At 64.0% G+C, this 26,074-nt stretch carries 23 protein-coding genes and 1 pseudogene; 16 read left to right on the top strand and 8 right to left on the bottom strand.

Going from position 1 to position 26,074, the window contains the following annotated elements; translation table 11 throughout:
- Positions 1–67 precede the first annotated feature (67 nt).
- The 5 genes from surE to rlmD all read left to right on the top strand — a co-directional run bounded on the left by surE (position 68) and on the right by rlmD (position 5,092).
- Positions 68–883: a 5'/3'-nucleotidase SurE gene (gene surE, locus QUV25_RS08165; RefSeq protein ID WP_300863113.1), complete on the top strand. Its 816-nt coding sequence runs from the start codon at positions 68–70 to the stop codon at positions 881–883.
- Positions 884–1,041: 158 nt separating this feature from the next.
- On the top strand, positions 1,042–1,683 hold the full coding sequence (locus QUV25_RS08160; protein WP_300863556.1) for a protein-L-isoaspartate(D-aspartate) O-methyltransferase: 642 nt from the start codon (positions 1,042–1,044) through the stop codon (positions 1,681–1,683).
- Between the two features lie 89 nt (positions 1,684–1,772).
- Entirely contained in the window at positions 1,773–2,690 is a 918-nt protein-coding gene (locus tag QUV25_RS08155; RefSeq protein ID WP_300863112.1) for a peptidoglycan DD-metalloendopeptidase family protein, read from the top strand.
- Between the two features lie 42 nt (positions 2,691–2,732).
- Complete coding sequence (locus tag QUV25_RS08150) at positions 2,733–3,518, top strand: 3'-5' exonuclease (RefSeq protein WP_300863111.1); 786 nt, start codon at positions 2,733–2,735, stop codon at positions 3,516–3,518.
- 116 nt (positions 3,519–3,634) lie between these two features.
- Positions 3,635–5,092: a 23S rRNA (uracil(1939)-C(5))-methyltransferase RlmD gene (gene rlmD / locus QUV25_RS08145; protein ID WP_300863110.1), complete on the top strand. Its 1,458-nt coding sequence runs from the start codon at positions 3,635–3,637 to the stop codon at positions 5,090–5,092.
- Between the two features lie 48 nt (positions 5,093–5,140).
- Here rlmD and QUV25_RS08140 read toward each other — a convergent pair whose 3' ends face one another.
- Positions 5,141–5,500 carry a hypothetical protein gene (locus QUV25_RS08140; protein ID WP_300863109.1) on the bottom strand — a complete coding sequence of 120 codons (360 nt, stop codon included), beginning with the start codon at positions 5,498–5,500 and terminating at the stop codon, positions 5,141–5,143.
- A gap of 130 nt (positions 5,501–5,630) precedes the next feature.
- Positions 5,631–6,326: a Bax inhibitor-1/YccA family protein gene (locus tag QUV25_RS08135; RefSeq protein ID WP_300863554.1), complete on the bottom strand. Its 696-nt coding sequence runs from the start codon at positions 6,324–6,326 to the stop codon at positions 5,631–5,633.
- Between the two features lie 232 nt (positions 6,327–6,558).
- On the opposite strand from QUV25_RS08135, the gene QUV25_RS08130 reads away from it, so the two are divergent.
- Positions 6,559–6,960: a heme-binding protein gene (locus tag QUV25_RS08130; RefSeq protein ID WP_291013242.1), complete on the top strand. Its 402-nt coding sequence runs from the start codon at positions 6,559–6,561 to the stop codon at positions 6,958–6,960.
- A 106-nt stretch (positions 6,961–7,066) separates the two neighbouring features.
- Here QUV25_RS08130 and QUV25_RS08125 read toward each other — a convergent pair whose 3' ends face one another.
- The 5 genes and pseudogenes from QUV25_RS08125 to QUV25_RS08105 form a co-directional block, all read right to left on the bottom strand.
- Positions 7,067–7,279 carry a hemin uptake protein HemP gene (locus tag QUV25_RS08125; protein ID WP_300863108.1) on the bottom strand — a complete coding sequence of 71 codons (213 nt, stop codon included), beginning with the start codon at positions 7,277–7,279 and terminating at the stop codon, positions 7,067–7,069.
- Positions 7,276–7,689, bottom strand: a complete 414-nt coding sequence (locus tag QUV25_RS08120; protein WP_300863107.1) for a biopolymer transporter ExbD — start codon at positions 7,687–7,689, stop codon at positions 7,276–7,278. Before QUV25_RS08120 ends, QUV25_RS08125 begins: the two co-directional genes overlap by 4 nt.
- Before the next feature lie 4 nt (positions 7,690–7,693).
- Positions 7,694–8,428, bottom strand: coding sequence for a MotA/TolQ/ExbB proton channel family protein (locus tag QUV25_RS08115; RefSeq protein ID WP_300863105.1), 735 nt, complete (start codon positions 8,426–8,428; stop codon positions 7,694–7,696).
- A 40-nt stretch (positions 8,429–8,468) separates the two neighbouring features.
- Positions 8,469–9,155 (bottom strand): energy transducer TonB, encoded by a 687-nt coding sequence (locus QUV25_RS08110; protein ID WP_300863103.1) that lies wholly within the window; start codon positions 9,153–9,155, stop codon positions 8,469–8,471.
- A gap of 287 nt (positions 9,156–9,442) precedes the next feature.
- Positions 9,443–10,378 (bottom strand): annotated as a pseudogene (locus QUV25_RS08105) (alpha-hydroxy acid oxidase); the annotation flags it as partial.
- Positions 10,379–10,858: 480 nt separating this feature from the next.
- Here QUV25_RS08105 and ahpC point away from each other — a divergent pair.
- The 5 genes from ahpC (at position 10,859) to QUV25_RS08080 (ending at position 16,812) form a co-directional block, all read left to right on the top strand.
- A complete protein-coding gene (gene ahpC, locus QUV25_RS08100) occupies positions 10,859–11,440 on the top strand; it encodes an alkyl hydroperoxide reductase subunit C (RefSeq protein ID WP_300863102.1) in 582 nt (193 codons plus the stop codon).
- Positions 11,441–11,654: 214 nt separating this feature from the next.
- Entirely contained in the window at positions 11,655–13,256 is a 1,602-nt protein-coding gene (gene ahpF / locus QUV25_RS08095; RefSeq protein WP_300863101.1) for an alkyl hydroperoxide reductase subunit F, read from the top strand.
- A gap of 807 nt (positions 13,257–14,063) precedes the next feature.
- Positions 14,064–14,333 carry a DUF4212 domain-containing protein gene (locus QUV25_RS08090; RefSeq protein WP_366945644.1) on the top strand — a complete coding sequence of 90 codons (270 nt, stop codon included), beginning with the start codon at positions 14,064–14,066 and terminating at the stop codon, positions 14,331–14,333.
- Positions 14,334–14,348: 15 nt separating this feature from the next.
- The gene (locus QUV25_RS08085) at positions 14,349–16,205 is read left to right on the top strand and encodes a sodium:solute symporter family protein (protein WP_300863099.1); all 1,857 of its coding nucleotides are present in this window, start codon (positions 14,349–14,351) and stop codon (positions 16,203–16,205) included.
- Between the two features lie 217 nt (positions 16,206–16,422).
- On the top strand, positions 16,423–16,812 hold the full coding sequence (locus tag QUV25_RS08080; protein WP_300863097.1) for a hypothetical protein: 390 nt from the start codon (positions 16,423–16,425) through the stop codon (positions 16,810–16,812).
- Positions 16,813–16,819: 7 nt separating this feature from the next.
- Here the strand turns inward: QUV25_RS08080 and QUV25_RS08075 are convergent, their stop codons facing one another.
- Positions 16,820–17,641, bottom strand: a complete 822-nt coding sequence (locus QUV25_RS08075) for a pyruvate, water dikinase regulatory protein (RefSeq protein WP_300863096.1) — start codon at positions 17,639–17,641, stop codon at positions 16,820–16,822.
- Positions 17,642–17,867: 226 nt separating this feature from the next.
- Here QUV25_RS08075 and ppsA point away from each other — a divergent pair, with 226 nt between their 5' ends.
- The 5 genes from ppsA (at position 17,868) to QUV25_RS08050 (ending at position 25,976) form a co-directional block, all read left to right on the top strand.
- Positions 17,868–20,276, top strand: coding sequence for a phosphoenolpyruvate synthase (gene ppsA, locus QUV25_RS08070; RefSeq protein ID WP_300863095.1), 2,409 nt, complete (start codon positions 17,868–17,870; stop codon positions 20,274–20,276).
- 136 nt (positions 20,277–20,412) lie between these two features.
- Complete coding sequence (locus tag QUV25_RS08065; RefSeq protein WP_300863094.1) at positions 20,413–20,631, top strand: hypothetical protein; 219 nt, start codon at positions 20,413–20,415, stop codon at positions 20,629–20,631.
- The gene (locus QUV25_RS08060; protein ID WP_300863093.1) at positions 20,606–23,416 is read left to right on the top strand and encodes a sensor histidine kinase; all 2,811 of its coding nucleotides are present in this window, start codon (positions 20,606–20,608) and stop codon (positions 23,414–23,416) included. The genes QUV25_RS08065 and QUV25_RS08060 overlap by 26 nt, the downstream gene beginning before the upstream one ends.
- On the top strand, positions 23,413–23,787 hold the full coding sequence (locus QUV25_RS08055; RefSeq protein ID WP_300863091.1) for a response regulator: 375 nt from the start codon (positions 23,413–23,415) through the stop codon (positions 23,785–23,787). Before QUV25_RS08060 ends, QUV25_RS08055 begins: the two co-directional genes overlap by 4 nt.
- Complete coding sequence (locus QUV25_RS08050) at positions 23,784–25,976, top strand: exonuclease domain-containing protein (RefSeq protein ID WP_300863089.1); 2,193 nt, start codon at positions 23,784–23,786, stop codon at positions 25,974–25,976. The genes QUV25_RS08055 and QUV25_RS08050 overlap by 4 nt, the downstream gene beginning before the upstream one ends.
- The last annotated feature ends 98 nt before the right edge of the window (positions 25,977–26,074 follow it).

Genomic DNA, 26,074 nt, shown 5'->3' with positions numbered 1-26,074 from the left:
TGCGACGACGACACGGCCAAGCCCCACCGCGCCGTTCTCACAGGGCAAGCGACCTAGAATCAGGTGCATGAAGATCCTCATCTCCAACGACGACGGCTACCAGGCCCCAGGCATCGTGGCCTTGTACGAGAGCCTCAGGGCTTTGCCAGGTGTTTCGGTGGAGGTGGTGGCGCCTGAGCACAACAACAGCGCCAAGTCCAACGCGCTCACGTTGCATTCCCCACTGTATGTACACACGGCGTCCAATGGCTTTCGTTATGTGAACGGTACGCCGGCCGACTGTGTGCACATCGCCCTCACGGGTCTGCTCGGCTACCGGCCCGATCTGGTGGTCTCGGGCATCAACAACGGTGCCAACATGGGCGACGACACGATTTATTCCGGCACCGTCGGCGCGGCCATGGAGGGTTATCTGTTCGGCATCCCGGCCATCGCGTTTTCGCAGACGGAAAAGGGGTGGGCCCACCTGGACGCAGCAGGCCAGATGGCGGCCAAGCTTGTGGCGCAGCTGCTGCCTTCGCTGCCGGAGGCGGCCGAGCGCGCGCTGCCGTGGCTGCTGAATGTGAACATTCCCAATGTGCCGGCGGAGAGCTTGCGCGGGTTCAAGGTGGCGCGGCTGGGTCGCCGCCACGCGGCCGAGCAGGTGATCTCGCAGACCAACCCTCGCGGCGACACGATGTACTGGATCGGCAGCGCAGGAGCCGCGAAAGACGACACCGAGGGCACCGACTTTCACGCCACCGCCCAGGGTTACGCCACCATCACACCGCTGCAAATCGATCTGACCGATCACGAACGCCTTCCTTACTGGGCACCAACCGCGGTCCAGCTGTCGGCCGAACTCAGGCACCCGGCCGCGTCGACCCCGGGCACGCCCGCATGAAGCCACCCGTTCCCGCAGGTACCCGCCCCAGACCCGGGTTCCCGGCGTCTTTGGCGGCGGGTGGCAGCAAGGGGCAAGGCGCCTCTCCTGCGAAAAGGCCGTTGGTGCGTGCCGCGTTTTCGGACTCCTCTGCGCGACCGCTGACCACCGGTCTCGGCATGGATTCCCAGGCGGTGCGCGCGGCCATGGTGCGCAAGCTGGAGGCTCAGGGCGTGTCCAATCCAGCGGTCCTTGCGGCCATGCAGGCGGTGGAGCGCCACCGGTTTGTGGACTCGGCCTTGGTCAACCAGGCCTATGAGGACACAAGTTTGCCTATTGGATTGGGTCAAACGATATCCAAACCCAATGTGGTTGCTCGCATGGCCGAGTTGCTGTGCCACGGGCACGCCGATAAGCTGGGGCGGGTGCTTGAAATCGGCACCGGCTGTGGTTATCAGGCCGCGGTGCTGAGCCATTTGTCACGCGAGGTCTACAGCATCGAGCGGCTGCGTGGCCTGCACGAGCGGGCGCGAGAAAACCTGCGCATGCTGCGCATTGCCAACCTGCACCTGCTGTTGGGCGATGGCATGCTGGGCTATCCGCGCGGCGCGCCGTATGCGGCCATCATCGCGGCCGCAGGGGGAGAAGATGTGCCAGCCGCCTGGGTCGACCAGCTGGCCGTGGGCGGGCGTCTGGTGGCCCCCGCCGCCACCGGGCCAGGGCGCCAGAACCTGGTGGTGATCGACAAGACCGCCCAGGGCGTGAGCCGCACGGTGCTCGAAGCTGTGCACTTTGTGCCTCTAAAATCGGGTATCGCGTGAGCCAGCCAGGTCCAGGACCTGCCCGGCTTGCCCCACCACATCCTGTGACCGGCCCACTGAGCGGGTCCGCACCTTTGTTGAGAGTCCTCATGAACACAACGCTTCCAGTGGCCATGGCCAGTGACCTCCGGCACCGGCCTACCAACACCCACCGCCTGTTGATTTCTGGTTTGCTGGCCGCACTCTTGGTCACGGCCGGCTGCTCGACCCGTCGGCTGGCCCAGCCTGCTCCCGTGGAAGACCGCTCTGGCGTGGCTGGCACGCTGGACATCAAGCAACTGCCCGGTGCCGAAAACGCCGGCAAACCTGGTTACTACACTGTGCGGCCAGGTGACACCCTGTTCCGCATCGCCCTGGACAGCGGTCAGAACTGGCGCGATGTGCAGGCCTGGAACAACCTGCCCAACGCCAATGCGCTTGAGGTGGGACAGGTCTTGCGCGTGGTGCCTCCGGTCGCCACCAGCCCGGTCACAGGCTCCGCGCCGGTCACCGCAGTCACATCTGCAGTGGGGGGAACCGGGGTCACCGCAAGCGCTGTCACCAGCACCGGGGTGGTCTCGCGCCCGCTGGGTACCTCGACGGCTGCGGTGCCGGCCCCCGCCCCGGCGCCTTCGACCGCGCCAGAGTCGGCCGGTGCCGACGACGTGAGTTTTGTCTGGCCTGCACAAGGTACGGTCATCGCTGGTTTCGACGAGGCCAAGAACAAGGGTGTGGCCATCGCCGGGCGCGTCGGTGATCCGGTGATCGCCGCAGCGGACGGGCGCGTGGTGTATGCCGGTGCTGGTCTGCGGGGTTACGGCAACCTCATCATTCTCAAACACAACAACACCTTCCTGACCGCCTACGCCCACAACCAGGCCCTGTTGGTGCGCGAGGATCAGGCGGTTCGGCAAGGCCAGAAGATCGCCGAGATGGGCAGCAGCGACGCCGATCGCGTCAAACTGCACTTCGAGGTGCGCCGCCTGGGCAAGCCGGTCGATCCCATGGGCTACCTGCCCAAGCGCTGAGCCTCTGGGCTCGCCCTAACGGCCCGCCAACGAAAGCGCTCCATGGCCTGGCCCGTGCTCGTGTTCGACATCGAATCCATCCCCGACGTGACGGGTCTGCGCGCCCTGAGGGGCGAGCCAGCGGAGACTTCTGACGAGCAGGTTTATGCCGCCTGGCTGGCCGAGCGCAAGGAAAAAGGCCAGAGCGACTTCACCCCCTTGCACTTACAGCGCGTGCTGGTGATCAGCTGCGTGTTCCGCAACGCCGAAGGTTTGCGCATCCACTCCTTTGTGGACCGCGACGGGCAAAGCGAAGGCAAGGTGGTGCAGAGCTTTTTTCACGCCGTTGAAAAGCACGCCCCGCAACTGGTGAGCTGGAACGGCAGTGGATTTGACTTGCCGGTGCTGCACTACCGAGGCCTGCGCCATGGCGTGGAGGCCAACAAGTACTGGGACCTGGGCGAAGACGATCGCGAGTTCAAGTGGAACAACTACATCAGCCGTTACCACATGCGCCATCTCGACCTGATGGATCTGCTGGCGATGTACAGCCCGAAGAACAACGCACCGCTGGACGCCATGGCCAAGCTCTGTGGCTTCCCCGGCAAGCTCGGCATGGACGGCTCTCAGGTGTATGCGCAGTATCTCGCCGGGCAGACGGAAGATGTGCGGCGCTACTGCGAAACCGACGTGATGAACACCTACCTGGTGTATTGCCGCTTTCAGAAAATGCGCGGTGGGCTCACCGAGGTCGAATACGAGCAGGAAATCGCCTACGTGAAAGAGACCCTGGGCAATCTGGCGTCCACCGAAAGCCACTGGAACGAGTATCTCCAGGCCTGGTCCTGACGGGCAATCACGCCCAGCCTGCCTGCGGCGTCACCCCTTGAAATAGGCGACATCGGCACGCCGACCCGTCGCCGCACTTGACTGGGCCAGTTCGCCCGGCCTGAGACAATCGGTGCATGAGCGCATCTGAATCCCACGAAAACAGCCTGGCCACCACCGCCAGTCCCAATCCCGACGCACCGAGCGCCAACGAACTGCCCGAGGGCTGGCTGGCGATCGAGTCCATGGACATTGACGCTCAGGGCGTCGCCCGGCGTCCGGACGGCAAGGTCGTCTTCATCGAAGGTGCTTTGCCGGGAGAACTGGTCAGCACCAGCGTGCACCGCAAGAAGAACAACTGGGAGGCGGGTGTGGTCACCGCAGTGCACCGCGCATCGTCCCAGCGGGTGCGCCCGGGCTGTCCCCATTTCGGCTTGCACGCAGGTGCCTGCGGCGGCTGCAAGATGCAGCACCTGCATCCTGCGGCCCAGGTGGCGGTGAAGCAGCGTGTGCTCGAGGACAACCTTTGGCACCTGGGCAAGGTCAAGGCCGAGATGCTGCTGCGGCCGATCGAAGGTCCGGCCTGGGGCTACCGTTACCGCGCGCGCCTGTCGGTGCGTTTTGTGCACAAGAAGGGCGAGGTGCTGATCGGTTTTCACGAGCGCAAGAGTCGCTATGTGGCCGATTTGCAGACCTGTGCGGTGCTGCCGCCGGCGGTGAGCGCTTTGCTCATGCCCTTGCGCGGGCTGATCTTCGGCATGGATGCGCGCGAAACCTGTCCGCAGATTGAGCTGGCCTGTGGCGACTCGGTCATCGCCATGGTGCTGCGTCATCTCGAGCCTCTGAGCGAAGACGATCTGGCTCGCCTGCGCGCCTTTGGCGCTGCGCACGGTGTGCAATGGTGGCTGCAGTCCAAAGGGCCAGACACGGTCAAGCTGCTGGACGACGGTGGTCCGCTGCTGTCCTACGCGCTGCCCGAGTTCGGCATCACCATGCCGTTCAAACCGACCGATTTCACCCAGGTCAATCCGCACATCAACCGGGTCCTGGTCGCGCGCGCTTTGCGTCTGCTCGATGCGCAGCCACACGAGCGTGTGATCGACTGGTTCTGCGGTCTGGGCAACTTCACCCTGCCTATTGCATCGCAGGCCGGCGAGGTGCTGGGCATCGAAGGCAGCGAGGTCCTGGTGACGCGCTCACGCGAGAACCTGGCGCGGAACCAGGCTGGCCGGCATGCGCCGCTGGCGCCCACGCAGTTTGCAGCGCGCAACCTGTTCGAGATGACGCCCGGGCTGCTGGTGGCCGATGGCGTGGCGCACAAATGGCTGGTCGACCCGCCGCGGGAGGGTGCGTTTGCGCTGGCCAAGGCGGTGGCGGATCTGCATCAGCAGCCCGAGTTGCGCGGCAACTGGCGCGCGCCGCAGCGCATCGTCTACGTGAGCTGCAACCCGGCGACGCTGGCGCGCGACGCGGGCTTGCTGGTGCACCAGGGCGGCTACCGCTGCACCGCCGCCGGGGTGATCAATATGTTTCCGCACACCGCGCACGTGGAAAGCATGGCGGTATTCGAACGCGAAGAAGCTTCGCCCAGTTGAGCCGAGGATGACGCCCTGGCAGGGTGGTCGCGCCGAGTCGGCCAGCGCTCAGGAGCGACGGGAATTGGCTTCGGTTCGGGCGCCGTTGTTGTCAGCGGGGGCGGCATCCGAACCAGATTCGGATTTGGGCGCCTCGTCGCCGGAAGGCAGCCCCACCAGCTGGTTGTCGCGCATGTACTGGTCCATCTCTTTCCAGCCCTCGAAGACCGCGGCCTTGCCTGCTTTGCTGTTGCCGGCAAAACAGTCCTCGATGCCCCTCAGCGCATAGCGGCACGCGCTGCCGATGGCTCGGGCCTCGGCCTCGCGCTTGGCATTGATCTGGGTTGCGGTTTCGATGCCCAAGGCGTCACATCCCACCAGTGTGCTGGCGGCGGCGATCAGACCGAGGGTGACAACGAGGTGGCGCATGGCTGTTCCAGTGGGTTTGCATCTGTTTCGGCAGCTTCTCGTTGAACTTGATGCCCGGTTCGCGCCTTCCCACTGCCATCAGGCAAAAAAAAGGGACCCGAAGGTCCCCTTTTTCTGGCCGAGGCCGTTTTCAGTCGCGGTCGCCACCAAACATGCCCAGCAGCATCAGCAAGCTCTGGAAGATGTTGAACAGGCTGAGGTACAGGCCCAGGGTGGCGGTGATGTAGTTGGTCTCGCCGCCGTCGACGATGCGCTTGAGGTCGTACAGCAGGTAGCCGCTGAACACCACGATGGCCAGCGTAGCGATCACCGCCATGCCTACCGGGCTGCCCACGAACACGTTGATGATGGCCCCGAAGAACACCGCCAGCATGCCGATGAACAGCCACTTGCCCATGCCCGAGATGTCACGCTTGATGACGGTGGACAGGTTGGCCATGACGAAAAAGACGCCTGCGGTGCCACCGAAGGCGGTCATGATCAGGCTCGAGCCGTTGCTGAAGCCCAGCACGCCGGCCAGCAGGCGCGACAGCATCAGGCCCATGAAGAAGGTGAAGGCGAGCAGTACGGGTACGCCGGCGGCAGAGTTCTTGGTCTTCTCGATCGCGAACATGAAACCGAAGGCGCCACCCAGAAAGACGATCAGGCCCATGAAGCCGGTGAGACCGGCGGTGATGCCGGTGGCGACACCGACCCAGGCGCCGAGCACCGACGGCAGCATGGACAAAGCCAGCAGCCAGTAGGTGTTGCGCATGACTTTGTTGCGCTGCACGTCGCGAGAGAGGGCACCGCCAAAGCGGTCGCCGGTTTGTACGTGGTCGGTCATGGTGGTGAGATCCTTCATCATCTGACTGGTTGAATGCAGAGCGCTTCAGGCACTTGCTTGCTGGTGCACATTGTACGGACCGTGCGCAGACTGGGGTGATCCGGCTGAAAACCTTCATTTTGGTATGGTCACCCCTGACCGCGGTGTCATCAATGCCTGCGGTAAGGTCCTTCCTGCCCCTCACCCGGGATGCACCATCTGGTGTCAGACCCAACCAACACAGAGAAAGTTCATGAAAAACAAAGCCGTGCTCGAAGCCGCCGACGTCAAACGCATTGTGGCCGCTGCCGAAGCGGAAGCCTTGAAGCACCAGTGGGCCGTGACGATTGCCGTGGTCGATGACGGCGGCCACCTGCTGGCCTTGCAGCGCCTGGATGGTGCCGCCCCCGTTTCTGCCCACATCGCTCCGGCCAAGGCCAACACCGCGGCCCTGGGTCGACGCGAAAGCAAGGTCTATGAAGACGTGATCAACCAGGGCCGCACATCTTTCCTCAGCGCGCCCACCATTGCCGGCATGCTCGAAGGGGGTGTTCCCATCCTTCAGGATGGGCAGTGCATCGGCGCGGTGGGTGTGAGCGGGGTCAAGTCGTCGGAAGACGTTCAGATCGCACGCGCTGGTATCGCAGCGCTCTGAAAAAACGGCTGGCTAACGGAGCAGTTGCTCCCTGGCTTGGCCAAAAAACGACGCCGGGCGATGCGTCCCGGGTCGCCTCACGAATGCCGGTCGCTGCGTGGCCATCTCACTTGGTCAGGATGAGCTTGCCCTGGCGGGTGGCTTGCAGCCGGTAGACCGCACCCTGATGATGGATCGCCACGTAGGGTTGGCCGCGAAGCAAGGTCTCGCTGCGGATGGCGGCGGACGTGCATGTCTGCGGCGGCTTGCCACCGGTTGCCGAATCAGGCGCGGCGTGGTCCTGGGAAATCCCCTCAGGTGGTGGATGCACGACGCTCATGGCAGCTGCGGCTCGGTCACAAAACCAATCTTTTGCACGCCGGCGCGCTGCGCCGCTGCCAACGCCTGGGCCACGCGCTCGTAGCGCACAGCGCGGTCGCCGCGGATGTGCAGCTCGGGTTGCGGTTGCTGGATGGCGGCGGCCGACAGGCGCTGCTCGAAAGCTGCGTCGGTCAGCAGCTCGTCGTTCCAGAAGTACGTGCCGTCGGCATCCACCGTGAGACGCACGTTTTGCGTCTTGTCGAGCAACTTCTCGTTGTTGGCGCGCGGCAGGTCGACGTTGACCGCGTGTTTGATCACCGGCACGGTGATGATGAAGATGATGAGCAGCACCAGCATGACGTCGATGAACGGGATCATGTTGATCTCGCTGAGCATCTGGTCGCTGTCGTCCTGAGTTCCAATGGCCATGGTGTCAACCTCGCTTCAAGGGCAAGACCTTGGCGTCGCCGCCCGCGGTGACGCGTGCACCGGTGACGAAGTACGCGTGCAGATCGTTGGCGAACCGATTGAGCCGGTGCACGATGCCTTTGTTGCCGCGCACCAGCGCGTTGTAGCCCAGCACGGCGGGGATGGCGACCAGCAGGCCAAGCGCCGTCATGATCAGCGCCTCGCCGATCGGTCCGGCCACCTGGTCAATGCCCACGGTGCCTGCTGCGCTGATGCCCAGCAGGGCGTGATAGATGCCCCAGACGGTACCGAACAGGCCCACGAAAGGCGCGGTGGAGGCGATGGAAGCCAGTACCGTGAGTCCGCTCTGGGCGCGCGCGGTGAAGTCGTCCAGGCTGTTGCGCAGGCTTCGCTCAATCCAGTCGCTGAGGTCGAGCTGGTCGTGCAGCTGAGGGCTGGTGCGGCCGTCCTGGTGCAGGATGTGGCGCGCTGCCTCCCGGCCTTCGGTGGCGAGTGAGCGAAATGGATTGCCCTCGGGGGCGCCCAGCTTGTCCAGGCCTTCGGCGAAGTCGGCGCTGTGCCAGAAACCTTCACAGGCTTTGGCCTGGCGGCGCTGGGTCCGCTGATCCAGCGCCTTCCACAGGATGATGATCCAGGTAGCCAGCGACATCGCCAGCAGCACCAGCGCCACCGTGCGGATGACGGCGTCGCCCTGAGTCCAGACATGCGCGATGCCCGATGAGGTGAGTTGGGGGTCCATACAAGAAACTCCGAGAGATACAAAACAGTGTGAAAAGGCCCTAGTCGAGCACAAAGCGGATCGGAATGTTGAACCACATCGCTTCGGCCACGCCGCCGCGTTTGCCCGGCACATAGCGCCAGCCCTTGACGGTCTCCAGGGCCGCGCGGTCCAGCCGCTCAAAGCCGCTGGAGGTGCGGATCTCCACCTGGCTGGCGGTGCCGTTGACCTCGATGCGGGCGCGGACCACCACCTGGCCTTGTTCGCCCAGGCGTTTGGACAGCGGAGGGTAGGGCGGAGGCGGGTTGTTCAGGTAGTCGGCGCTGCTCGAAGGCAGGTCGATCCGGGGCGGTGCAGGTGGCGCTGGTGGCGCGGGCGCAGCCAGCTCGACCGCGAGCGGCGCGGTGTCGGTAGGGGTGGCTGCCGGACTGACCGGCGCGGGACCGGGGGTGGCGGGCGAGGGTGAAGGCGCTGGGTCGGGTGTGGCCGGTGCCACGGCTACCGCCTGTGGGCGGGGCGGTGGCTTGGGAGAAGTCTTGGGCTGTTGTTGGCGCTGCGCCGGTTCGGGTGGGGCTGGGGTGGGTGGTGCGGGTTCGGGCGCCGGCTGGGGCGGTTCGATCAGTTCGGCCAGAACCTGCACCGGAATCACCTGCTCCACCGGGCGGTGCAGCAGACCGGCATGCAGTGCCCACAGGGCAAGCAGGTGCAGCACGAGCACGGTGGCGGCGATCAGGAGGCGGCGATCCATCGGCAAGTTCAGACGGTATGGGCAGGAGGGGGTGTGCCCCGCCCGAGAAGGTTCGCGATGGGGTCCATGGGGAGAGCGTTGGCGTACACCATAGTCTAGGCGGGGCAGACAGTGAACGATGAACGTGAAGCCGGCTGGCGGTTCAGCGACGCAGCGCCCACCATGCGCAAGCAAGGGTAAGGAGCAAGCTGCCGCTGAGGAAGAGGAGGCTGGTGGTCATGGTGTCCTTTCGCCCCGGGTTTCGAGCTTGCTGGAAAGACAGCATTCTAAATGAGAATGGTTCGCATTCAGTGAAATCTGTTGAAATGAGCTTTGACAGACCGATCGGTGGTGGGCCCATCGAGCACCCTGTCGCAGCTCTGCAGATCAGGGCAGCCGGTGAGCGCCATGGCAACTTCCAGTTCGTCGCGCAACAGGCGCAGCACATCGGCCACCCCCACCGCGCCTGCGTTGGCCAGACCGTGCAAAACCGGGCGGCCCACCAGGACGGCCGAAGCGCCCAGCGCCATCGCCTTGAGCGCGTTGGTGCCGCGCCGGATGCAGCCGTCCACCAGCACAGGCACCTGTCCGGCAACGGCATTCACGACGGCGGGCAGCAGCTGAGCGGTGGCGGGTAGCGTGTCAAGCGTACGCCCGCCATGGTTGGAGACAACGACACCGGCTGCACCGTGCTCGATGGTCAGCCGCGCGTCCTGGGCGTGGGTGATGCCTTTGAGGAGCACCGGCAATCGTGTGATGGAGCGCAACCAGGTGACATCCTCCCAGGTCGGGGTATGGGCCAGCAGGCCATCAAACAGCGCACTTTGCCCGGGAATCCGAGTGTTGAGGGCTGGTGCGGGCAGACCTTGCAGGTTGACCGACGAGATGCCGGGCGGCAGCGCGAAGCGGGCGCGCCGCTCGCGATCGCGCACGCCGTTGACTGGCGCGTCCACTGTCAGCACCAGCACCTCAAAAGCCGCGCGCTCTGCGCGTTGCACAAGTTCGCAGCAGACCTCGCGCTCGGCTTGCAGGGAGAGCTGGAACCACAGCGGGCCACGGTCGGGTTCGCGGAGATAGAGGGGGGCCGCGTCTTCAAGCCGGGTGCTGGACTGGGTGCTCAGCACCATGCCGGCACCGAGCGCTGCCGCGGCCAGCGCGACAGCGAGCTCGCCCTGCGGATGGGCCAGGCGCTGGTGCGCCATGGGCGCGACCAGGATGGGGTGGGCGACCGTGCGGCCCAGCAGTCAGGGGTGGTTGTAGAGCGGGCGCGCACCGTCACGGTGCTCATTGTGGCTTCGGCGGACGGGGTCTGGTCCAAGGCGCCGAGCGAACTGGCCAGCAGCAGGGCGCCCAGGGGCAGGGCGGTTGGTGCGTAGCAATGGTCCCGCTGGTGGCCGCAGGCGTTGGCAGATGGGGAGAAGAAGCGGGGGTGCAAGCGCGAATGGGCATGTGGGCAGCGGAGCGTCGAGGTGCTCGGCAAGCTGCATCGCGCGGGCGGTGGTGGCTGCCTGGCTGGCTGGGAGGTTCGCGTGTAAGACCAAATACGAACGGGTCGCATTACCGTTGAATGACAGATCTTCAAATGTTGCGCAGCAACAAAAAAGCTATCGATTTGATCGTGACTATCAATTCGACGTATCCATAGTTCATATCTATTATTCAGGGGTCGCAGCAAAAAAAGCGCTGCCACCGTTTCATCAACCCGCCGACAGAAGGAAAACACCATGTCCATCATCAACGCTCTCTCCCTGATCAACACCAAGGTTCAGCCGTTCAAGGCTCAGGCTTTCAAGCAAGGCAAGTTCATCGAAGTCTCCGACAAGGACCTCGCTGGCAAGTGGTCGGTGCTGATCTTCATGCCCGCCGCGTTCACCTTCAACTGCCCCACCGAAGTGGAAGACGCCGCTGACAACTACGCGGAATTCCAGAAGGCAGGCGCCGAGGTCTACATCGTGACCACCGACACCCATTTCTCGCACAAGGTCTGGCACGAGACCTCGCCAGCTGTGGGCAAGGCCAAGTTCCCGCTGGTTGGCGATCCGACGCACCAGCTGACACGCGGCTTTGGCGTGCACATCGAGGAAGAGGGCCTTGCGCTGCGCGGCACCTTCATCATCAACCCCGATGGCGTGATCAAGACCATGGAAGTGCACGACAACAGCATCGCCCGCGATGTGAAGGAAACCCTGCGCAAGCTCAAGGCTGCCCAGTACGTGGCCAAGAACCCAGGCCAGGTCTGCCCTGCCAAGTGGAACGAAGGCGCCGAGACGCTGACGCCTTCGCTGGATCTGGTCGGGAAAATCTGATCCCTCCTGCGCCGCGCCTGCGGCGCGTCTTCCCCCCGGGGGACAACGCTGGCCGACCGGCAGAGCCGGATCGGCGGCGTTCTGGAAAGGGACATCTCGTTCCTCCATTGCTGTTTTTCTCTCGTACCGCAGACCCATGGGCTTCTTATGAGGCTCATGCACCAGCGGCACTGGTTCAGTGCACCCATTTTCTTGATGTTTGAAGGAGTCCACCATGCTTGACGCCACCCTCACCACCCAGCTTTCCTCCTACCTGGGGATGCTGCGCCAGCCCATCCGCCTAATCGCTTCGCTCGACGACAGCGCCAAGGCCGGCGAAATGCGTGCGCTGCTGACGGAAATCGCCGCCTTGTCCGACAAGGTGTCGTTTGACGAATCAGGCTCAGACGCTCGCAAGCCCTCTTTCGTGATTGCTCGCGAGGGCGAGTCCACCGGTGTGCGCTTCGCGGCCATTCCACTGGGCCATGAGTTCACGTCGCTCGTGCTCGCTCTGCTGTGGACCGGTGGCCATCCGCCCAAGGTCGAGGCCGAGGTGATCGAGCAGATCAAGGCCCTGGAAGGCGAGCACCGGTTCGAGGTCTACATGAGCCTGTCGTGCCACAACTGCCCGGACGTGGTGCAGGCTGCGAGCCTGATGGCCATCCTGAACCCGAATATCCAGACCGTGGTTATCGACGGCGCGCTGTTCCAGGAAGAGGTGGATCGGCGCCAGGTGCTGGCGGTGCCGCTGATGTACCGCAACGACGAGGTGTTCGGATCGGGCCGCATGCTGCTGGAAGAAATCGTGGCCAAGCTCGATGTGAAGTCCGACGAGCGCGAGGCGGCCAAACTGAGCGAAAAAGATCCTTTTGATGTGCTCATCGTGGGCGGTGGACCCGCCGGTGCAGCCGCGGCGGTGTACGCCGCGCGCAAGGGCATTCGCGTTGGAGTGGCGGCCGAGCGCTTTGGTGGCCAGACCAACGACACCATGGCGATCGAAAACTACATCAGCGTGCTGGAGACCGACGGGCCGAAGTTCGCCGCGGCGCTCGAAGCCCAGGTGCGCCACTACGAGGTGGACCTGATGAACCTGCAACGCGCAGACCAGCTGGTGCCCGCAACCGAACCGGGCGGCCTGATCACACTGCAGATGGCCAACGGCGGCACGCTCAAGAGCCGCAGCGTGATCCTCTCGACCGGCGCGCGCTGGCGCAACGTGAACGTGCCTGGCGAGCAGGAATACCGCAACAAGGGCGTGGCCTACTGCCCGCACTGCGACGGTCCGCTGTTCAAGGGCAAGCGGGTCGCGGTGATTGGCGGCGGCAACTCGGGTGTCGAGGCCGCGATCGATCTGGCTGGCATCGTGCAGCACGTGACGCTGGTCGAGTTTGCCGACGCGCTGAAGGCCGACGCGGTGCTGGTGAGCAAGCTCAAGAGCCTGCCCAATGTGACGATCCACGTCAACGCCCAGACCACCGAGATCACCGGCGCCGATGGCAAGGTGAACGGGCTGCGTTTCAAGGACCGTGTGAGCGGCGAGGAGCAGCTGGTCGAGTTGGCAGGTGTGTTTGTGCAGATCGGTCTCGTGCCCAACACCGAATGGCTCAAAGGCACGGTGGATTTGAGCCGCTTCGGCGAGATCGAGGTCGATGCCAAGGGCCACACCAACCTGCCGGGCGTGTTCGCCGCTGGTGACTGCACGACGGTACCGTACAAGCAGATCGTGATCGCTGCGGGCGACGGCTCCAAGGCCGCGCTCAGCGCCTTCGACTACCTGATCCGTCAGCCCTCGGTGCCCACCGCGGCAGTGCCAGTGGCCGAGGCTTCGCCGGCCTGAGTGCATCGGCGGCGCGGCTCTCACGGCATGCGCTGCAGCCGCCGAGCGTGCTCGATCCGCGTGAGCGCGATGTCGGGACCGGTGACGGCATGGCTGGCGGCACGCGGCGTCTCACCTTGCCATCGGGCGCAAAAGCCGCCTGTTGGGCTGGAGGACCTACCAGCCTCACGCGGGCGGCGGCATGAGGCGCTGCGCCCGAGCACCCGCGGTAAGCGTCAGCTCCGCCAGCGGCTGCGCGCCGCATTGGCTGCCGTCAGGCAGCTCGACCCCTTGCGCCACCGCAGCGCACACGGCAGAGCAGTCAGGAGAACCGGTTATCGATCAGTTGGCTGTCACATTGGCACCCGGTCTCGTCGTGCCTGTTGGGCCCTCACCGCTGACCTGGGGCACCTCCCCGTGATGGTCGCAGTAGCACTGCAAGCCCAGCAACCCACCTCCAGCCAGCGAGCCGCAGCGCCTGGGGCCGGATCGCCATCGCTTGCGCCCGTCGCTGATCTTGCACGGTATGCAACTTGTCCCAAATTCCAGGCGCTCGGCGCCCTGGGCGTGAAACGGAAGGAGTCAGACATTGGGGCCCACGGGCTGGGCGGCAAAGGCAGCGGGCCGCGCTTTTGGAGAGTGACTTTGCCCGCCTGCCGCTAATTGCTAGGGGCTTACCCTAGGCCCGGTGTCCAAGCAGGGCGCCAGCAATTTTGATGTAAGAAAGGGTGTCCACAGTCCGCCTCGTAATGCCAAAAACCGCACAGTGGCTGGCATGCAAAGCGTGGCGGTTTACCCCGTCAAAACGGAAAGCATCACTCCGAGGAGATGACTTCAATGAATAGTCAAGACAACGCAAATGCCTACTGGAAGGCGACTTTAGGACTGCTGACCAAGGTGTTGATCATCTGGGCACTGGTTTCCTATGGTGCTGGCATCCTGTTCGCCCCCATGCTCAACAGCATCCAGCTCGGCGGCTATCCGCTGGGCTTCTGGTTTGCCCAACAAGGCTCCATCTACATCTTCATCGCCCTGATCTTCTATTACGCCAAGGCGATGGGCAAGATCGACCGCAAGTTCGGCGTGCAAGAAGACTGATCACAAGGAATCAACATGGCACTGCAAACCACCATTTATCTGTTTGTCGGGTTGAGCTTCGCGCTCTACCTCGGCATCGCCTTCTGGGCGCGCGCTGGCAGCACGTCCGAGTTCTATGTCGCCGGCGGCGGGGTGCACCCCGTGACCAACGGCATGGCCACGGCCGCTGACTGGATGTCGGCCGCGTCCTTCATCTCCATGGCCGGCCTGATCTCCAACCTGGGCTACGGCGGCGCCGTGTTCCTGATGGGCTGGACCGGCGGCTACGTTCTGCTGGCCATGCTGCTGGCACCCTACCTGCGCAAGTTCGGCAAGTTCACCGTGCCCGAGTTCATCGGCGACCGGTTCTACTCCAGCCTGGCTCGCAACGTCGCGGTGATCTGCCTGCTGGTGATCTCGGTCGTGTACATCATTGGTCAGATGACCGGTGTGGGCGTGACCTTTGCGCGTTTCCTGGGCGTGTCCAACGAGCAAGGCATCTACATCGGCATGGCCATCGTGTTTGCCTACGCGGTGTTCGGCGGCATGAAGGGCATCACCTACACCCAGGTGGCGCAGTACATCGTGCTGATCCTGGCCTACCTGGTGCCGGCCTTCTTCATCTCCCTGAACCTGACCGGCAACTTCCTGCCACAGTTGGGCCTGGGCTCTGACCTGGCGGGTACCGACATCTCGCTGCTGGCCAAGCTTGACCAGGTGGTGACCGATCTCGGCTTCAACCAGTACACCACCACGACCAACGGCAGCACGCTGAACATGCTGTTCTACACGATCTCGCTCATGGTCGGTACCGCCGGTCTGCCCCACGTGATCGTTCGCTTCTTCACCGTGCCGAAAGTGTCCGATGCCCGCGCCTCTGCTGGCTGGGCCCTGGTTTTCATTGCCCTGCTGTACACCACGGCACCTGCCGTGGGCGCCATGGCGCGTCTGAACCTGATCGGTACCGTGAACTCTGCGGTCGGCCTGGTGAAGAGCCCCGAGGGCGGCATCGTGGTGAGCGCCGATTCGGTGAAAGCCAATGCCGACGTGTACGCCGCCGATGCCAGCCTGGTCTACGCAGACCGTCCGGCCTGGATGCAGCGCTGGGAAAAAACCGGTCTGCTGAAGTGGGAAGACAAGAACGGCGACGGCCGCATCCAGTACTACAACGACAAGACCAAGAACGAAGCCGCCAAAGGCAAGGCCGAAGCGGCTGGCTGGAAGGGCAATGAGCTGACCGTGAACGCCGACATCATCGTGCTGGCCAACCCGGAAATCGCGCTGCTGCCCAACTGGGTGATCGCGCTGGTGGCCGCCGGTGGTCTGGCCGCTGCGCTGTCGACCGCTGCCGGTCTGTTGCTGGTGATCTCCTCTGCCATCTCCCACGACCTGATCAAGGGTGCCATCAAGCCCGATATCAGCGAGAAGGGTGAACTCATGGCCGGCAAGATCGCCATGGCAGCAGCCATCTTCGTGGCAGGTTACCTTGGCTTGAACCCGCCAGGCTTTGCAGCAGGTACCGTGGCCCTGGCCTTCGGTCTGGCGGCATCCACCATCTTCCCTGCGTTGATGATGGGTATCTTCAGCCGCACCATGAGCGACAAGGGCGCCATCGCCGGCATGCTGGCGGGTCTGGCTGTCACGTTGTTCTACGTGTTCGCACACAAAGGCATCTTCTTCATCAAGGGCACCGAATTCCTGGGTCTGATCGGAGGCGCCAACAGCTTCTTCGGCATCACCCCTGAGGCCTTCGGTACCGTGGGCGCCATAACCAACTTCGTGGTGGCCTTCCTGGTGAACAAGATGTCTGCACCGGCACCCAAGCACATCCAAGCCCTCGTCGAGTCGGTTCGCATCCCCAAGGGTGCGGGCGCGGCCACTGGCGGCCACTGATGGCTTGACACCTCTCGCACCGGGTCATGGCCCGGTGCAGAGGTGAATCGGGACCCCGTCAGCTTGCTGACGGGGTCTTTGTTTTTGAGTGAACGCACCCCTGTGTCGCACAATCCGTTTATTTGCGGACAGTGTGTTCAGGGCGCTGCCCTCAGATCAGGCGAATGCCTGGCCTGAGCGGAGCGCAAGCGACGCCCATTTCTACAAGGTTTGCCGGATGAACTTGCCCAGTGTTTACATCTTCAACTGGATTTTTCTGCTGATCCTGTTTCCCGTGGCCTTCTTCTGGCTGCGTCGGGCCTGGCGCATCCTGGTGCGCCGCGACTTCTCTGAGGTGGCGCTGAAAAAAGGCATGCCACCGCCAGATGCCGAGAAGTACGCGCCTTACGAGATGGCGATCAACGCAGTGGGTGGCATCGTCATGGTGGGGGTGCTGATCGCCGTGCTGGGCTTTCAGGCACTCGCGGCCGATGACTGGATCGCGATTGCGGGCGTCACGCTGTGGGTCAAGCTGTTTGCCTCGTTTGCGCTGAGCCGCCAGGCTCATGGCCTGGGTCCCAAGACCAAGGCGAAAAAGGGAGCCGTGGACGCCGACAAGTCCAGCTGAGCGCGTCTCAGTAGCCCAGCCGTTCGGGACGAATTTCCTGCAGGATGGTGGTCGCGATTTCTTCGATCGATTTGGTCGTGGTCGAGAGCCAGCGAATGCCTTCTCGCCGCATCATGGCTTCGGCCTCGCTCACCTCGGCGCGGCAGTTCTCCAGGCTGGCGTAGCGCGAGTTGGGCCGGCGCTCGTTGCGGATCTGGGCCAGGCGATCGGGGGCGATGGTGAGGCCAAAGATCTTCTTGCGATGAGGGACCAGGGCCGGCGGCAGTTTGCGGCGGTCGAAGTCTTCGGGAATCAGCGGGTAATTGGACGCCTTGAGCCCGTGCTGCATCGCCAGATACAGGCTGGTGGGCGTTTTGCCACTGCGGCTCACACCGACCAGAATCACGTCGGAGCCTTCCAGATCGCGGTGACTCTGACCATCGTCGTGCATCAGCGAAAAATTGATGGCCTCGATGCGGTCGTCGTACTCCTTGCTCTTGGAGGCATCGGAGAATCGACCCACCCGGTGGTTGGACTTGATGCCCAGCTCGGCCTCCAGCGGCTCGACGAAGGTGCCGAACATGTCCAGCATCATGCCGCTGCATTCCGCCTTGATGACCTTCAGCACCTCCATGTTGACCACTGTCACGAACACCAGAGGGCGTTTGCCCTCCACCTCGGCCGTGTGGTTGATCTGGCGCACGGCCTGATGGGCTTTGTCCACGCTGTCGAGAAACGGCAAGCGCACACGGCGCACCTCGGTCTCGAACTGAGCCAGGATGGCGTTGCCAAAGGTCTCGGCAGTGATGCCAGTGCCGTCGGAGACGAAAAATACCGTTCGGTTGGGCATGGGCAAACTCCAGATGGCCAATTGTGACGAATTCGAGAAGACCGCCAGCAGCGATCAAGTGAGCAAAGACCGGGCCACCTACAATCGGTCGGTCCATGGGCAACCATTATCCCGGTTGCATTGGCCCCTGATTCTTGCCTCCACCCGCCGACCGACCCAGAACAGCACAACAAGGTCTCCCGCTGCGTGACGGCTTCCGGTTTTTTAACTTGAGCGGAGTCTTTCCATGTCCCAACTGTTTTCTCCGACCGATCTGGTCGTGCCTTTCGAGCATCTGCGCATGAGCGATGTGGAGGTCGTCGGCGGCAAAAATGCCAGCCTCGGCGAAATGATCTCGCAGCTGCCCAGCGGCGTGAAGGTGCCCACCGGTTTTGCCACCACCGCCCACGCGTTTCGCGAGTTCCTGAAATTCGAGGACCTGACCGATCGCATCAACGCGCGGCTGGACGCACTGGACACCGAAGACGTGCGCGCCCTGGCCGAAGCCGGGGCCGAGATCCGGGCCATGGTGGAAAAGCAGCCGTTTCCCGCCGATCTGGAGCAAGCCATCCGCTCGGCCTACACGACGCTGTTCAATGGCGACGAGCAGGCCACCTTCGCGGTGCGCTCTTCGGCCACGGCCGAAGACCTGCCGGACGCTTCGTTTGCAGGCCAGCAGGAGACCTTTCTGAACGTGCACGGCATCGACGAGGTGCTGCACAAGATGAAAGAGGTCTTCGCCTCCCTGTACAACGACCGCGCCATCAGCTACCGGGTGCACAAAGGCTTTGCCCACGCCGACGTGGCGCTCTCCGCCGGCGTGCAGCGCATGGTGCGATCTGATACGGGCGCGGCTGGTGTCATGTTCACCATCGACACCGAAAGCGGCTTCGAAGACGTGGTGTTCATCACCTCCAGCTACGGCCTGGGTGAGACCGTGGTGCAGGGCGCGGTGAACCCGGACGAGTTCTACGTGCACAAGCCCATGCTGAAAGCGGGCAAACGCGCGCTCATTCGCCGCAACCTGGGCTCCAAGCTGATCCAGATGACGTTCACCAGTGCCGAGGAGAAGGCGGCGGGTGAGTTCAAGGGCAAGCTGGTCAAGACCGTCGATGTGCCGGTGGAGCAGCGCAACCGCTACAGCCTGACCGATGCCGATGTCGAGCAGCTCGCGCACTACGCGCTGGTGATCGAGCAGCACTACGGACGCCCGATGGACATCGAATGGGGCAAGGACGGCACCGATGGCCAGCTGTACATCTTGCAGGCACGTCCGGAGACGGTGAAGAGCCAGGCCGCGGGTAAGACGGAGGTGCGCTACAAGCTCAAGGGCAAGGGTCCTGTGCTGGCGTCGGGGCGAGCCATTGGACAGAAGATTGGCACCGGCCCGGTGCGCCTGGTGCACAACCTCAGCGAGATGGACAAGGTCAAGCCTGGCGATGTGCTGGTGACCGACATGACCGATCCGAACTGGGAGCCGGTGATGAAGCGCGCCAGCGCCATCGTGACCAACCGCGGGGGGCGCACCTGTCATGCGGCCATCATCGCGCGCGAGCTTGGTATTCCGGCGGTGGTGGGTTGTGGCGACGCGACCGAACAGCTCAAGGACGGCACGCTGGTCACGGTGAGCTGCGCGGAGGGCGACACCGGCCACATCTACGACGGCTTGCTGGAAACCGAGATCACGGAAGTCAAGCGCGGTGAAATGCCACCGGTGGACGTGAAGATCATGATGAACGTGGGCAACCCTCAGCTCGCTTTCGACTTCTGCCAGATCCCCAACAGCGGGGTCGGCCTGGCGCGGCTCGAATTCATCATCAACAACAACATCGGCGTGCACCCCAAGGCCATCCTCGACTATCCAGCGATCGACGCCGATCTGAAGAAGGCGGTGGAATCGGTGGCCCGTGGACACGCCTCTCCGCGCGCCTTCTACGTGGACAAGGTGGCCGAAGGCGTGGCCACCATCGCCGCTGCCTTCTGGCCCAAGCCGGTCATCGTGCGTCTGTCGGACTTCAAGTCCAACGAGTACCGCAAGCTGGTGGGTGGCAGCCGCTACGAGCCCGATGAAGAAAACCCGATGCTGGGTTTTCGGGGGGCTGCGCGCTACATCAGCGAGGACTTCCGCGAAGCCTTCGCCATGGAGTGCGAGGCCATCAAGCGAGTGCGCGAGGAGATGGGCCTGACCAATGTGCAGGTGATGGTGCCTTTTGTGCGCACCCTGGGCCAGGCCAAAAAGGTCACCGAGCTGCTGGCAGAAAAGGGCCTCCGGCGCGGCGAACATGATCTCAAGGTGATCATGATGTGCGAGATCCCGAGCAACGCCGTGCTGGCCAAGGACTTCCTGCAGTTCTTCGATGGCTTCTCCATTGGCTCCAATGACCTGACCCAGCTCACCCTGGGCCTGGACCGCGACTCTGGCCTGGAGCTGCTGGCACAAGACTTCGACGAACGCGACCCGGCCATCAAGGCGCTGCTGACCATGGCCATCGGCGCCTGCAAGGCCGAGGGCAAGTACGTGGGCATCTGTGGTCAGGGCCCCAGCGACCACCCGGACTTTGCGCAATGGCTGCGCGACGAGGGCATCAGCTCGATTTCGCTGAACCCGGACTCCGTGGTTGATACCTGGCAGCTGCTCGCTGGCTCGGCTCGGTAGGCCGGTAGCGCTTCGGGCAAAGGCAGGCGGTTCGCCTGCCTTTTTTCATGGCACAAGGTCAGTGTCGCGTCAGACCCTGGCGCACAATGCTCCCCAGGGGTATGGCGTTGCAGGCCAGCTCAAGCAGGAGACAAGCATGTTCGAAGGTCTGGATGCCCAGCGGCTGGTGGCACTGTTCTTTTTGGCCCTGGTCTTGTTCAACTTTCCGCTGCTCGCGTTGTGGGACCACGACGTCACGCTGTGGGGTCTGCCGCTGTTTCCGACCGCGCTGTTTCTCATCTGGGCCGGGCTGATCGCGGCCCTGGCCTGGGTGATGGAGCGTGGTCAACATGGCCAAGGTGCCGCCAAGGACTGAAGGCCTCACCATGCTGCCGGCGTCCTTGGTCATTGGCGTCTCCTTCGCCTACTTGGCACTGCTGTTCGCAGTGGCCCACTGGGGCGACCGCCGTGCCGCGGCCGGGCGCTCGGTGATCGGCAGCCCCTGGGTTTACGCGCTGTCGATCGCGGTTTACTGCACCGCCTGGACCTATTTTGGCAGCGTCGGGCGCGCGGCCACCGCAGGCGTCTGGTTCTTCCCGATCTACCTGGGTCCGATGCTGGCGATGTTGCTGGGCTGGATGGTGGTGCGCAAGATGATCCGCATCGCCAAAACCTACCGCATCACCTCGATCGCCGATCTGGTTGCCAGCCGCTACGGGAAGAGCCCCGCCCTGGCGGGTCTGGTGACCTTGATCACCGTGGTGGGCATCGTCCCCTACATCGCCCTGCAACTCAAGGCGGTGGCCAGCGGCTACGCGGTGCTGACCTCTCCGCTGGGCCAGCCTGCGCCGATCGCCACCGACTGGTGGCGCGACAGCACGCTCTATGTGGCTCTTTTTCTGGCCGGTTTCACCATGGTGTTTGGTGCCCGCCATCTGGACAGCACCGAGCGGCATGAGGGCATGGTGGCGGCGATCGCGTTCGAGTCGGTGGTCAAGCTGCTGGCGTTTCTGGCGGTCGGCGTATTTGCCAGTTTTGTGCTGTTCACCAGCCCGGCGGCGATCTTCGAGCAGGCGCGCTCGGTGGAGTCGCTGCGCGAGCTTCTCAGCTTCAGGCAAGGCCAGTCGTTCGCCTATGTGCAGTGGGCGGGCATGACGTTGCTGGCCTTGTTCGCTGCGCTGTTCCTGCCGCGCCAGTTTCAGGTGATGGTGGTGGAGAACGTGGACGAGCGGCACCTCAAGCGCGCTGTCTGGGTGTTCCCGCTGTATTTGCTGCTGATCAACCTCTTTGTGCTGCCGATCGCGTTTGCGGGCTTGCTCTACTTCGGACCGGGCCGCATGGACCCGGAGAACTTCGTGCTCTCGCTGCCTCTGGCCGAGGGCCACACGGTGCTGGCGCTGGCGGCCTTTGTGGGCGGGCTCTCGGCAGCCACCGGGATGGTCATCGTGGAGGCCACGGCCGTCTCCACCATGGTCTGCAACGACCTGATCATGCCGCTGCTGCTGCGCATGAAGCGTTTTGGCGCGCGCACCAGCGGCGACCTCACCGGCCTCTTGCTGGGCATCCGCCGCACCGCCATTCTCGGCATCCTGCTGCTGGGCTACCTGTACTTCCGGCTGGCGGGCGAGGCCTACGCGCTGGTGAGCATTGGTCTGATCAGCTTTGCAGCGGTGGCTCAGTTTGCGCCCGCCATTCTGGGTGGCATGTACTGGCGCGGCGGCACCCGCTCAGGTGCGCTCGCCGGGCTGCTGTGCGGATTCGGCTTCTGGGTCTACACGTTGATGCTGCCCTCGCTGGCGAAGTCGGGCTGGCTCGATGACGGCTTCTTGCGCGAGGGCTTGTTTGGCCTGGCCCTGCTCAAACCCGAGGCGTTTCTGGGTCTCAGTGGTCTGGATGGCCTGACTCACTCGCTGTTCTGGAGCTTGCTGGCCAATGTGGTGGCCTATGTCGGGGTTTCGCTGTGGCGTTCCCCGTCGGCAGCTGAAACCAGCCAGGCCCTGCTGTTTGTTGATGTGTTCAATCGCACCGCCGAGACTTACCCGGTGTTCTGGCAAGGCAAGGCACAGGTGTCGGCGCTGCTGCCGCTGGCGGCGCGCTTTCTTGGTGCGCAGGTGGCCCAACGGCTGTTTCAGGATTACGCGCAGCGCCTGGGTCTGGCCCATGTGGAGGACATCCCGGCCGATGCACGCCTGGTGCAATTTGTCGAAACGCAGCTCGCTGGCGCCATCGGCAGCGCTTCGGCGCGGGTGATGGTGGCGTCGGTGGTGGAAGAAGAGGCGCTCAATCTGGACGATGTGCTGCGCATACTGGACGAGGCTTCGCAGCTGCGGGCCTATTCGCACGCGCTGGAGGAAAAGTCGCGCTCGCTAGAACTGGCCACTGCCGAGCTGCGCGAGGCCAATCAGAAGCTCAAGAGCCTGGACCACATGAAGGACGACTTCATGTCCTCGGTGACGCACGAGCTGCGCACGCCCTTGACATCGATCAGGGCGCTGTCCGAACTGATGCGTGATGATGACAGCATGGATTTGGCGCAGCGACGGCAGTTTCTGGGCATCATCGTGACCGAAGCCGAGCGGTTGAGCCGCCTTGTGAGCCAGGTGCTTGACATGGCGAAGATCGAGGCGGGGCAAGCCGACTGGCACAGCACCGATGTGGATCTTCTAGAGGTGACCGAGCAGGCGGCGGACTCCATTCGTGAGAGCTACCGCGAGCGAGGCGTGGCGCTGGAACTGGAATTGCCGGAGCAGGTCCGCCCGGTGCGGGCCGATGCTGATCGGCTGACCCAGGTGGTGCTCAACCTGCTGTCGAACGCGCTGAAATATGCCCCGACCGCCCGGGGGCGGGTGGTGCTGAGCTTGAGCGATTCAGGGCCAGAGCTGACACTGGAGGTACAGGACAACGGGCCAGGCATCGCGCCCGACCAGCAGTCGGTGGTGTTTGAGAAATTCCAGCAGGTGGCAGGTGATGATCACTACCGGCCCGGGGGCACCGGGCTGGGTTTGCCGATCAGCCGGCAGATCGTGGAACATTTCGGAGGCCGCATGTGGTTGCGGTCTGCGCCGGGGCAGGGGGCCTGTTTCGGGTTTGCGCTGCCGCACGCGGGCAGCGCCACCGAACCGGAATCCCCGGAAGACAACCAGAGGAGCAGCGACACATGAGCCAGAAAATCCTGATTGCCGATGACGAACCCAATATCCTGATCTCGCTGGAGTTCCTGATGAAGCGAGAAGGCTACGAGGTGCTGCTGGCGCGCGACGGCCAGGAAGCCATGGATGTGCTGCAGCGCGAGCGACCGGCGCTGGTGCTGCTGGATGTGATGATGCCGAACAAGTCGGGTTTTGACGTCTGCTGCGAAGTGCGTGCCAGCGACGTGCTGCGCGATACGCCGATCCTGATGCTCACCGCCAAGGGGCGGGACACCGACGTGGCCAAAGGGCTGGCGTTGGGCGCCAACGCTTACATGACCAAGCCCTTTTCGACCAAGGAGCTGGTGCAGAAGGTGCGGGACATGCTGGGCGAGGCGCCATGAGTGGCCAACAGAAAACCGACCGCCGCCTCTGGTGGCTGCTGGGTGTGGCGGCCCTGCTGTCGGTTGCGTGGTTGCTGGCGACCATGGCTTTGGTGGGGAGCACGCTGGAGGCGGCGCAGCGCAGCACGGTCTGGGCTTTGCTGGGTGAACGGCTGGTCCTGGTGCTGCTGACCTGGGGCGCCGGCATGGCGGCGATTGCCTGGGCGCTCAAGCGCTGGTTTGACCATTGGGTCACGCCCTCGGTGCAGCTGGCCGAGGAAGCGCAAGTCCTCCTGCGCACCGACGTCGTCCGCACGCTCAAGCCCAAGGGCAATGTCGAGACCCGGGTACTGGCCGACCTTTTCAACCAGCTGGTGGGGCAGCGAGAAGAATTGCGCGAGCAGATGACGCAAAAGGTGCAGGAGGCTGCGCAGGGCATCGAGGCAGAAAAGAGCCGGCTGGCCGCGCTGATGTCCGAGCTCACGCAGAGTGTGGTCGTGTGCAACCTGGACGGCCGCGTGCTGCTTTACAACAACCGCGCGCGCATGCAGTTCCGCGCTTTGTCGCAGGCGCCTGGCGTGGCCGGCGGCGCCGAGCTGATCGGCCTGGGCAGATCGATTTACGGCGTGTTCGACCGCAAACTGGTCACGCACGCGCTGGAGAACATCCAGCAGCGCATGCTTCGCGGCGCGACTCAGCCATCGGCGCAATTCGTCACCACCACGCCGGCCGGGCAGCTGTTGCGGGTGCAGATGGCGCCAGTAAGGGCCACGCAGGGGCCGAGCGCCGAAGACGGCAGCGACCTCACCGGCTTTGTGCTGATGCTGGACAACATCACGCGCGACTTCGAGACCGAGTCCGCCAAGGACCAGGTGCTGCTCAGCCTGACGGAAGGCAGCCGCGCGGCGCTGGGGAACATGCAGGCGGCCGTCGACATGCTGGACTTCCCAGACCTGGAGCCCGCCATGCGCGAGCGATTCCTGGGTGTCGTGCGCGAGGAAACGGCCGCGCTGAGCCAGCGCATCAGCACGCTGGAGACCGGCTCGACCACCAGCCTCAAGACACGCTGGCCGCTGGAAGACATGTTGGGCTCAGACCTGGTCAACGCCGCAGCGCGACGCATCGAGGTGGTGACCGGTCTCCATGCCAGTGCGACCGAGGTCGACTCGGGTCTCTGGCTCAAGGTGGAGAGTTTTTCATTGCTGCAGGCGCTGGTCTACCTGGCGGGCCGGTTGAAGGACGAGTTTGCCGTGAAGTTTGTGCAGCTGCGCCTGAGCACCGCCGCCAGCAGCGCAGGCAAGGCGCAGCTGGATCTGGTCTGGACCGGTCAGGCCATGAGCACCGAGACGGTGATGAGCTGGGAGATGGACGCCATGCGCACGGGTGGCGAAGCGACGCGCCTCACGGTGCGCGATGTGATCGAACGCCATGCGGGCGCGTTCTGGTTCGAGCGCGAGCGTGCACGACACCAGGCGTTCTTCCGCTTGCTGCTGCCGCTGGCCAATCCGCAGGAGCAGGCCGAGCAGGCAGCCCTCTTGCCCGGAGACAGCCGGCCCGAGTATTACGACTTCGACCTCTTCAAAACCACCGAGCTCACCCGCTCACTCGATGACCGGCTCTTGACCGATCTGAGCTACACCGTGTTCGACACCGAGACCACTGGGCTCAACCCGTCACAGGGCGACGAGATCATCCAGATGGGTGCAGCGCGCATCGTCAACAACAAACTGCTGCGCCAGGAAAGCTTTGAGCAACTGGTGGATCCGAAGCGTGCCATTCCAGCCGCAGGCATTCCCATCCATGGCATCCGGCCCGAGATGGTGGTGGGTCAACCCACCATCGACCAGGTGCTGCCGGCATTCCATGCGTTTGCGCAGGACACGGTGCTGGTGGCGCACAACGCGGCCTTCGACATGCGGTTTCTGCAGCTCAAGCAGACGCAGACCGGCGTGGTGTTTGACCATCCCGTGCTCGACACGCTGTTGCTCTCTGCCTTGGTGCATCCGAACCAGGATTCGCATCGCCTCGAAGCGCTGGCCGAGCGTTTCAACGTCACCATCGTCGGCCGCCACACCGCACTGGGCGACGCCATGGTGACGGCCGAGGCGTTTCTGAAGCTGATTCCCTTGCTGGCCGAAAAAGGTATCCACACGCTGGGCCAGGCGCGCGAAGCATCACAAAAGACCTATTACGCGCGAATCAAGTATTGATTCCCTCGCGCCGCGCATCGTGTGACCCACCCCCGCCGCGCTGCGCGCGACCCCCTCAAGGGGGCGGCACTGGCGGCCCGGCAAAGCCGGTTCCGCGG

The organism is Hydrogenophaga sp. (assembly GCF_030373245.1).
Taxonomy (GTDB): domain Bacteria; phylum Pseudomonadota; class Gammaproteobacteria; order Burkholderiales; family Burkholderiaceae_C; genus Hydrogenophaga.
This window is presented reverse-complemented; position numbering and strand designations above follow the sequence as displayed.

What these genes read in the sequence shown, in the direction of transcription:
- surE (WP_300863113.1), top strand. Translation starts at nt 68, where the DNA reads ATGAAGATCCTCATCTCCAACGACGACGGCTACCAGGCCCCAGGCATC.
- QUV25_RS08160 (WP_300863556.1), top strand. Translation starts at nt 1,042, where the DNA reads ATGGATTCCCAGGCGGTGCGCGCGGCCATGGTGCGCAAGCTGGAGGCT.
- QUV25_RS08155 (WP_300863112.1), top strand. Translation starts at nt 1,773, where the DNA reads ATGAACACAACGCTTCCAGTGGCCATGGCCAGTGACCTCCGGCACCGG.
- QUV25_RS08150 (WP_300863111.1), top strand. Translation starts at nt 2,733, where the DNA reads ATGGCCTGGCCCGTGCTCGTGTTCGACATCGAATCCATCCCCGACGTG.
- rlmD (WP_300863110.1), top strand. Translation starts at nt 3,635, where the DNA reads ATGAGCGCATCTGAATCCCACGAAAACAGCCTGGCCACCACCGCCAGT.
- QUV25_RS08140 (WP_300863109.1), bottom strand. Translation starts at nt 5,500, where the DNA reads ATGCGCCACCTCGTTGTCACCCTCGGTCTGATCGCCGCCGCCAGCACA.
- QUV25_RS08135 (WP_300863554.1), bottom strand. Translation starts at nt 6,326, where the DNA reads ATGACCGACCACGTACAAACCGGCGACCGCTTTGGCGGTGCCCTCTCT.
- QUV25_RS08130 (WP_291013242.1), top strand. Translation starts at nt 6,559, where the DNA reads ATGAAAAACAAAGCCGTGCTCGAAGCCGCCGACGTCAAACGCATTGTG.
- QUV25_RS08125 (WP_300863108.1), bottom strand. Translation starts at nt 7,279, where the DNA reads ATGAGCGTCGTGCATCCACCACCTGAGGGGATTTCCCAGGACCACGCC.
- QUV25_RS08120 (WP_300863107.1), bottom strand. Translation starts at nt 7,689, where the DNA reads ATGGCCATTGGAACTCAGGACGACAGCGACCAGATGCTCAGCGAGATC.
- QUV25_RS08115 (WP_300863105.1), bottom strand. Translation starts at nt 8,428, where the DNA reads ATGGACCCCCAACTCACCTCATCGGGCATCGCGCATGTCTGGACTCAG.
- QUV25_RS08110 (WP_300863103.1), bottom strand. Translation starts at nt 9,155, where the DNA reads ATGGATCGCCGCCTCCTGATCGCCGCCACCGTGCTCGTGCTGCACCTG.
- ahpC (WP_300863102.1), top strand. Translation starts at nt 10,859, where the DNA reads ATGTCCATCATCAACGCTCTCTCCCTGATCAACACCAAGGTTCAGCCG.
- ahpF (WP_300863101.1), top strand. Translation starts at nt 11,655, where the DNA reads ATGCTTGACGCCACCCTCACCACCCAGCTTTCCTCCTACCTGGGGATG.
- QUV25_RS08090 (WP_366945644.1), top strand. Translation starts at nt 14,064, where the DNA reads ATGACTTCAATGAATAGTCAAGACAACGCAAATGCCTACTGGAAGGCG.
- QUV25_RS08085 (WP_300863099.1), top strand. Translation starts at nt 14,349, where the DNA reads ATGGCACTGCAAACCACCATTTATCTGTTTGTCGGGTTGAGCTTCGCG.
- QUV25_RS08080 (WP_300863097.1), top strand. Translation starts at nt 16,423, where the DNA reads ATGAACTTGCCCAGTGTTTACATCTTCAACTGGATTTTTCTGCTGATC.
- QUV25_RS08075 (WP_300863096.1), bottom strand. Translation starts at nt 17,641, where the DNA reads ATGCCCAACCGAACGGTATTTTTCGTCTCCGACGGCACTGGCATCACT.
- ppsA (WP_300863095.1), top strand. Translation starts at nt 17,868, where the DNA reads ATGTCCCAACTGTTTTCTCCGACCGATCTGGTCGTGCCTTTCGAGCAT.
- QUV25_RS08065 (WP_300863094.1), top strand. Translation starts at nt 20,413, where the DNA reads ATGTTCGAAGGTCTGGATGCCCAGCGGCTGGTGGCACTGTTCTTTTTG.
- QUV25_RS08060 (WP_300863093.1), top strand. Translation starts at nt 20,606, where the DNA reads ATGGCCAAGGTGCCGCCAAGGACTGAAGGCCTCACCATGCTGCCGGCG.
- QUV25_RS08055 (WP_300863091.1), top strand. Translation starts at nt 23,413, where the DNA reads ATGAGCCAGAAAATCCTGATTGCCGATGACGAACCCAATATCCTGATC.
- QUV25_RS08050 (WP_300863089.1), top strand. Translation starts at nt 23,784, where the DNA reads ATGAGTGGCCAACAGAAAACCGACCGCCGCCTCTGGTGGCTGCTGGGT.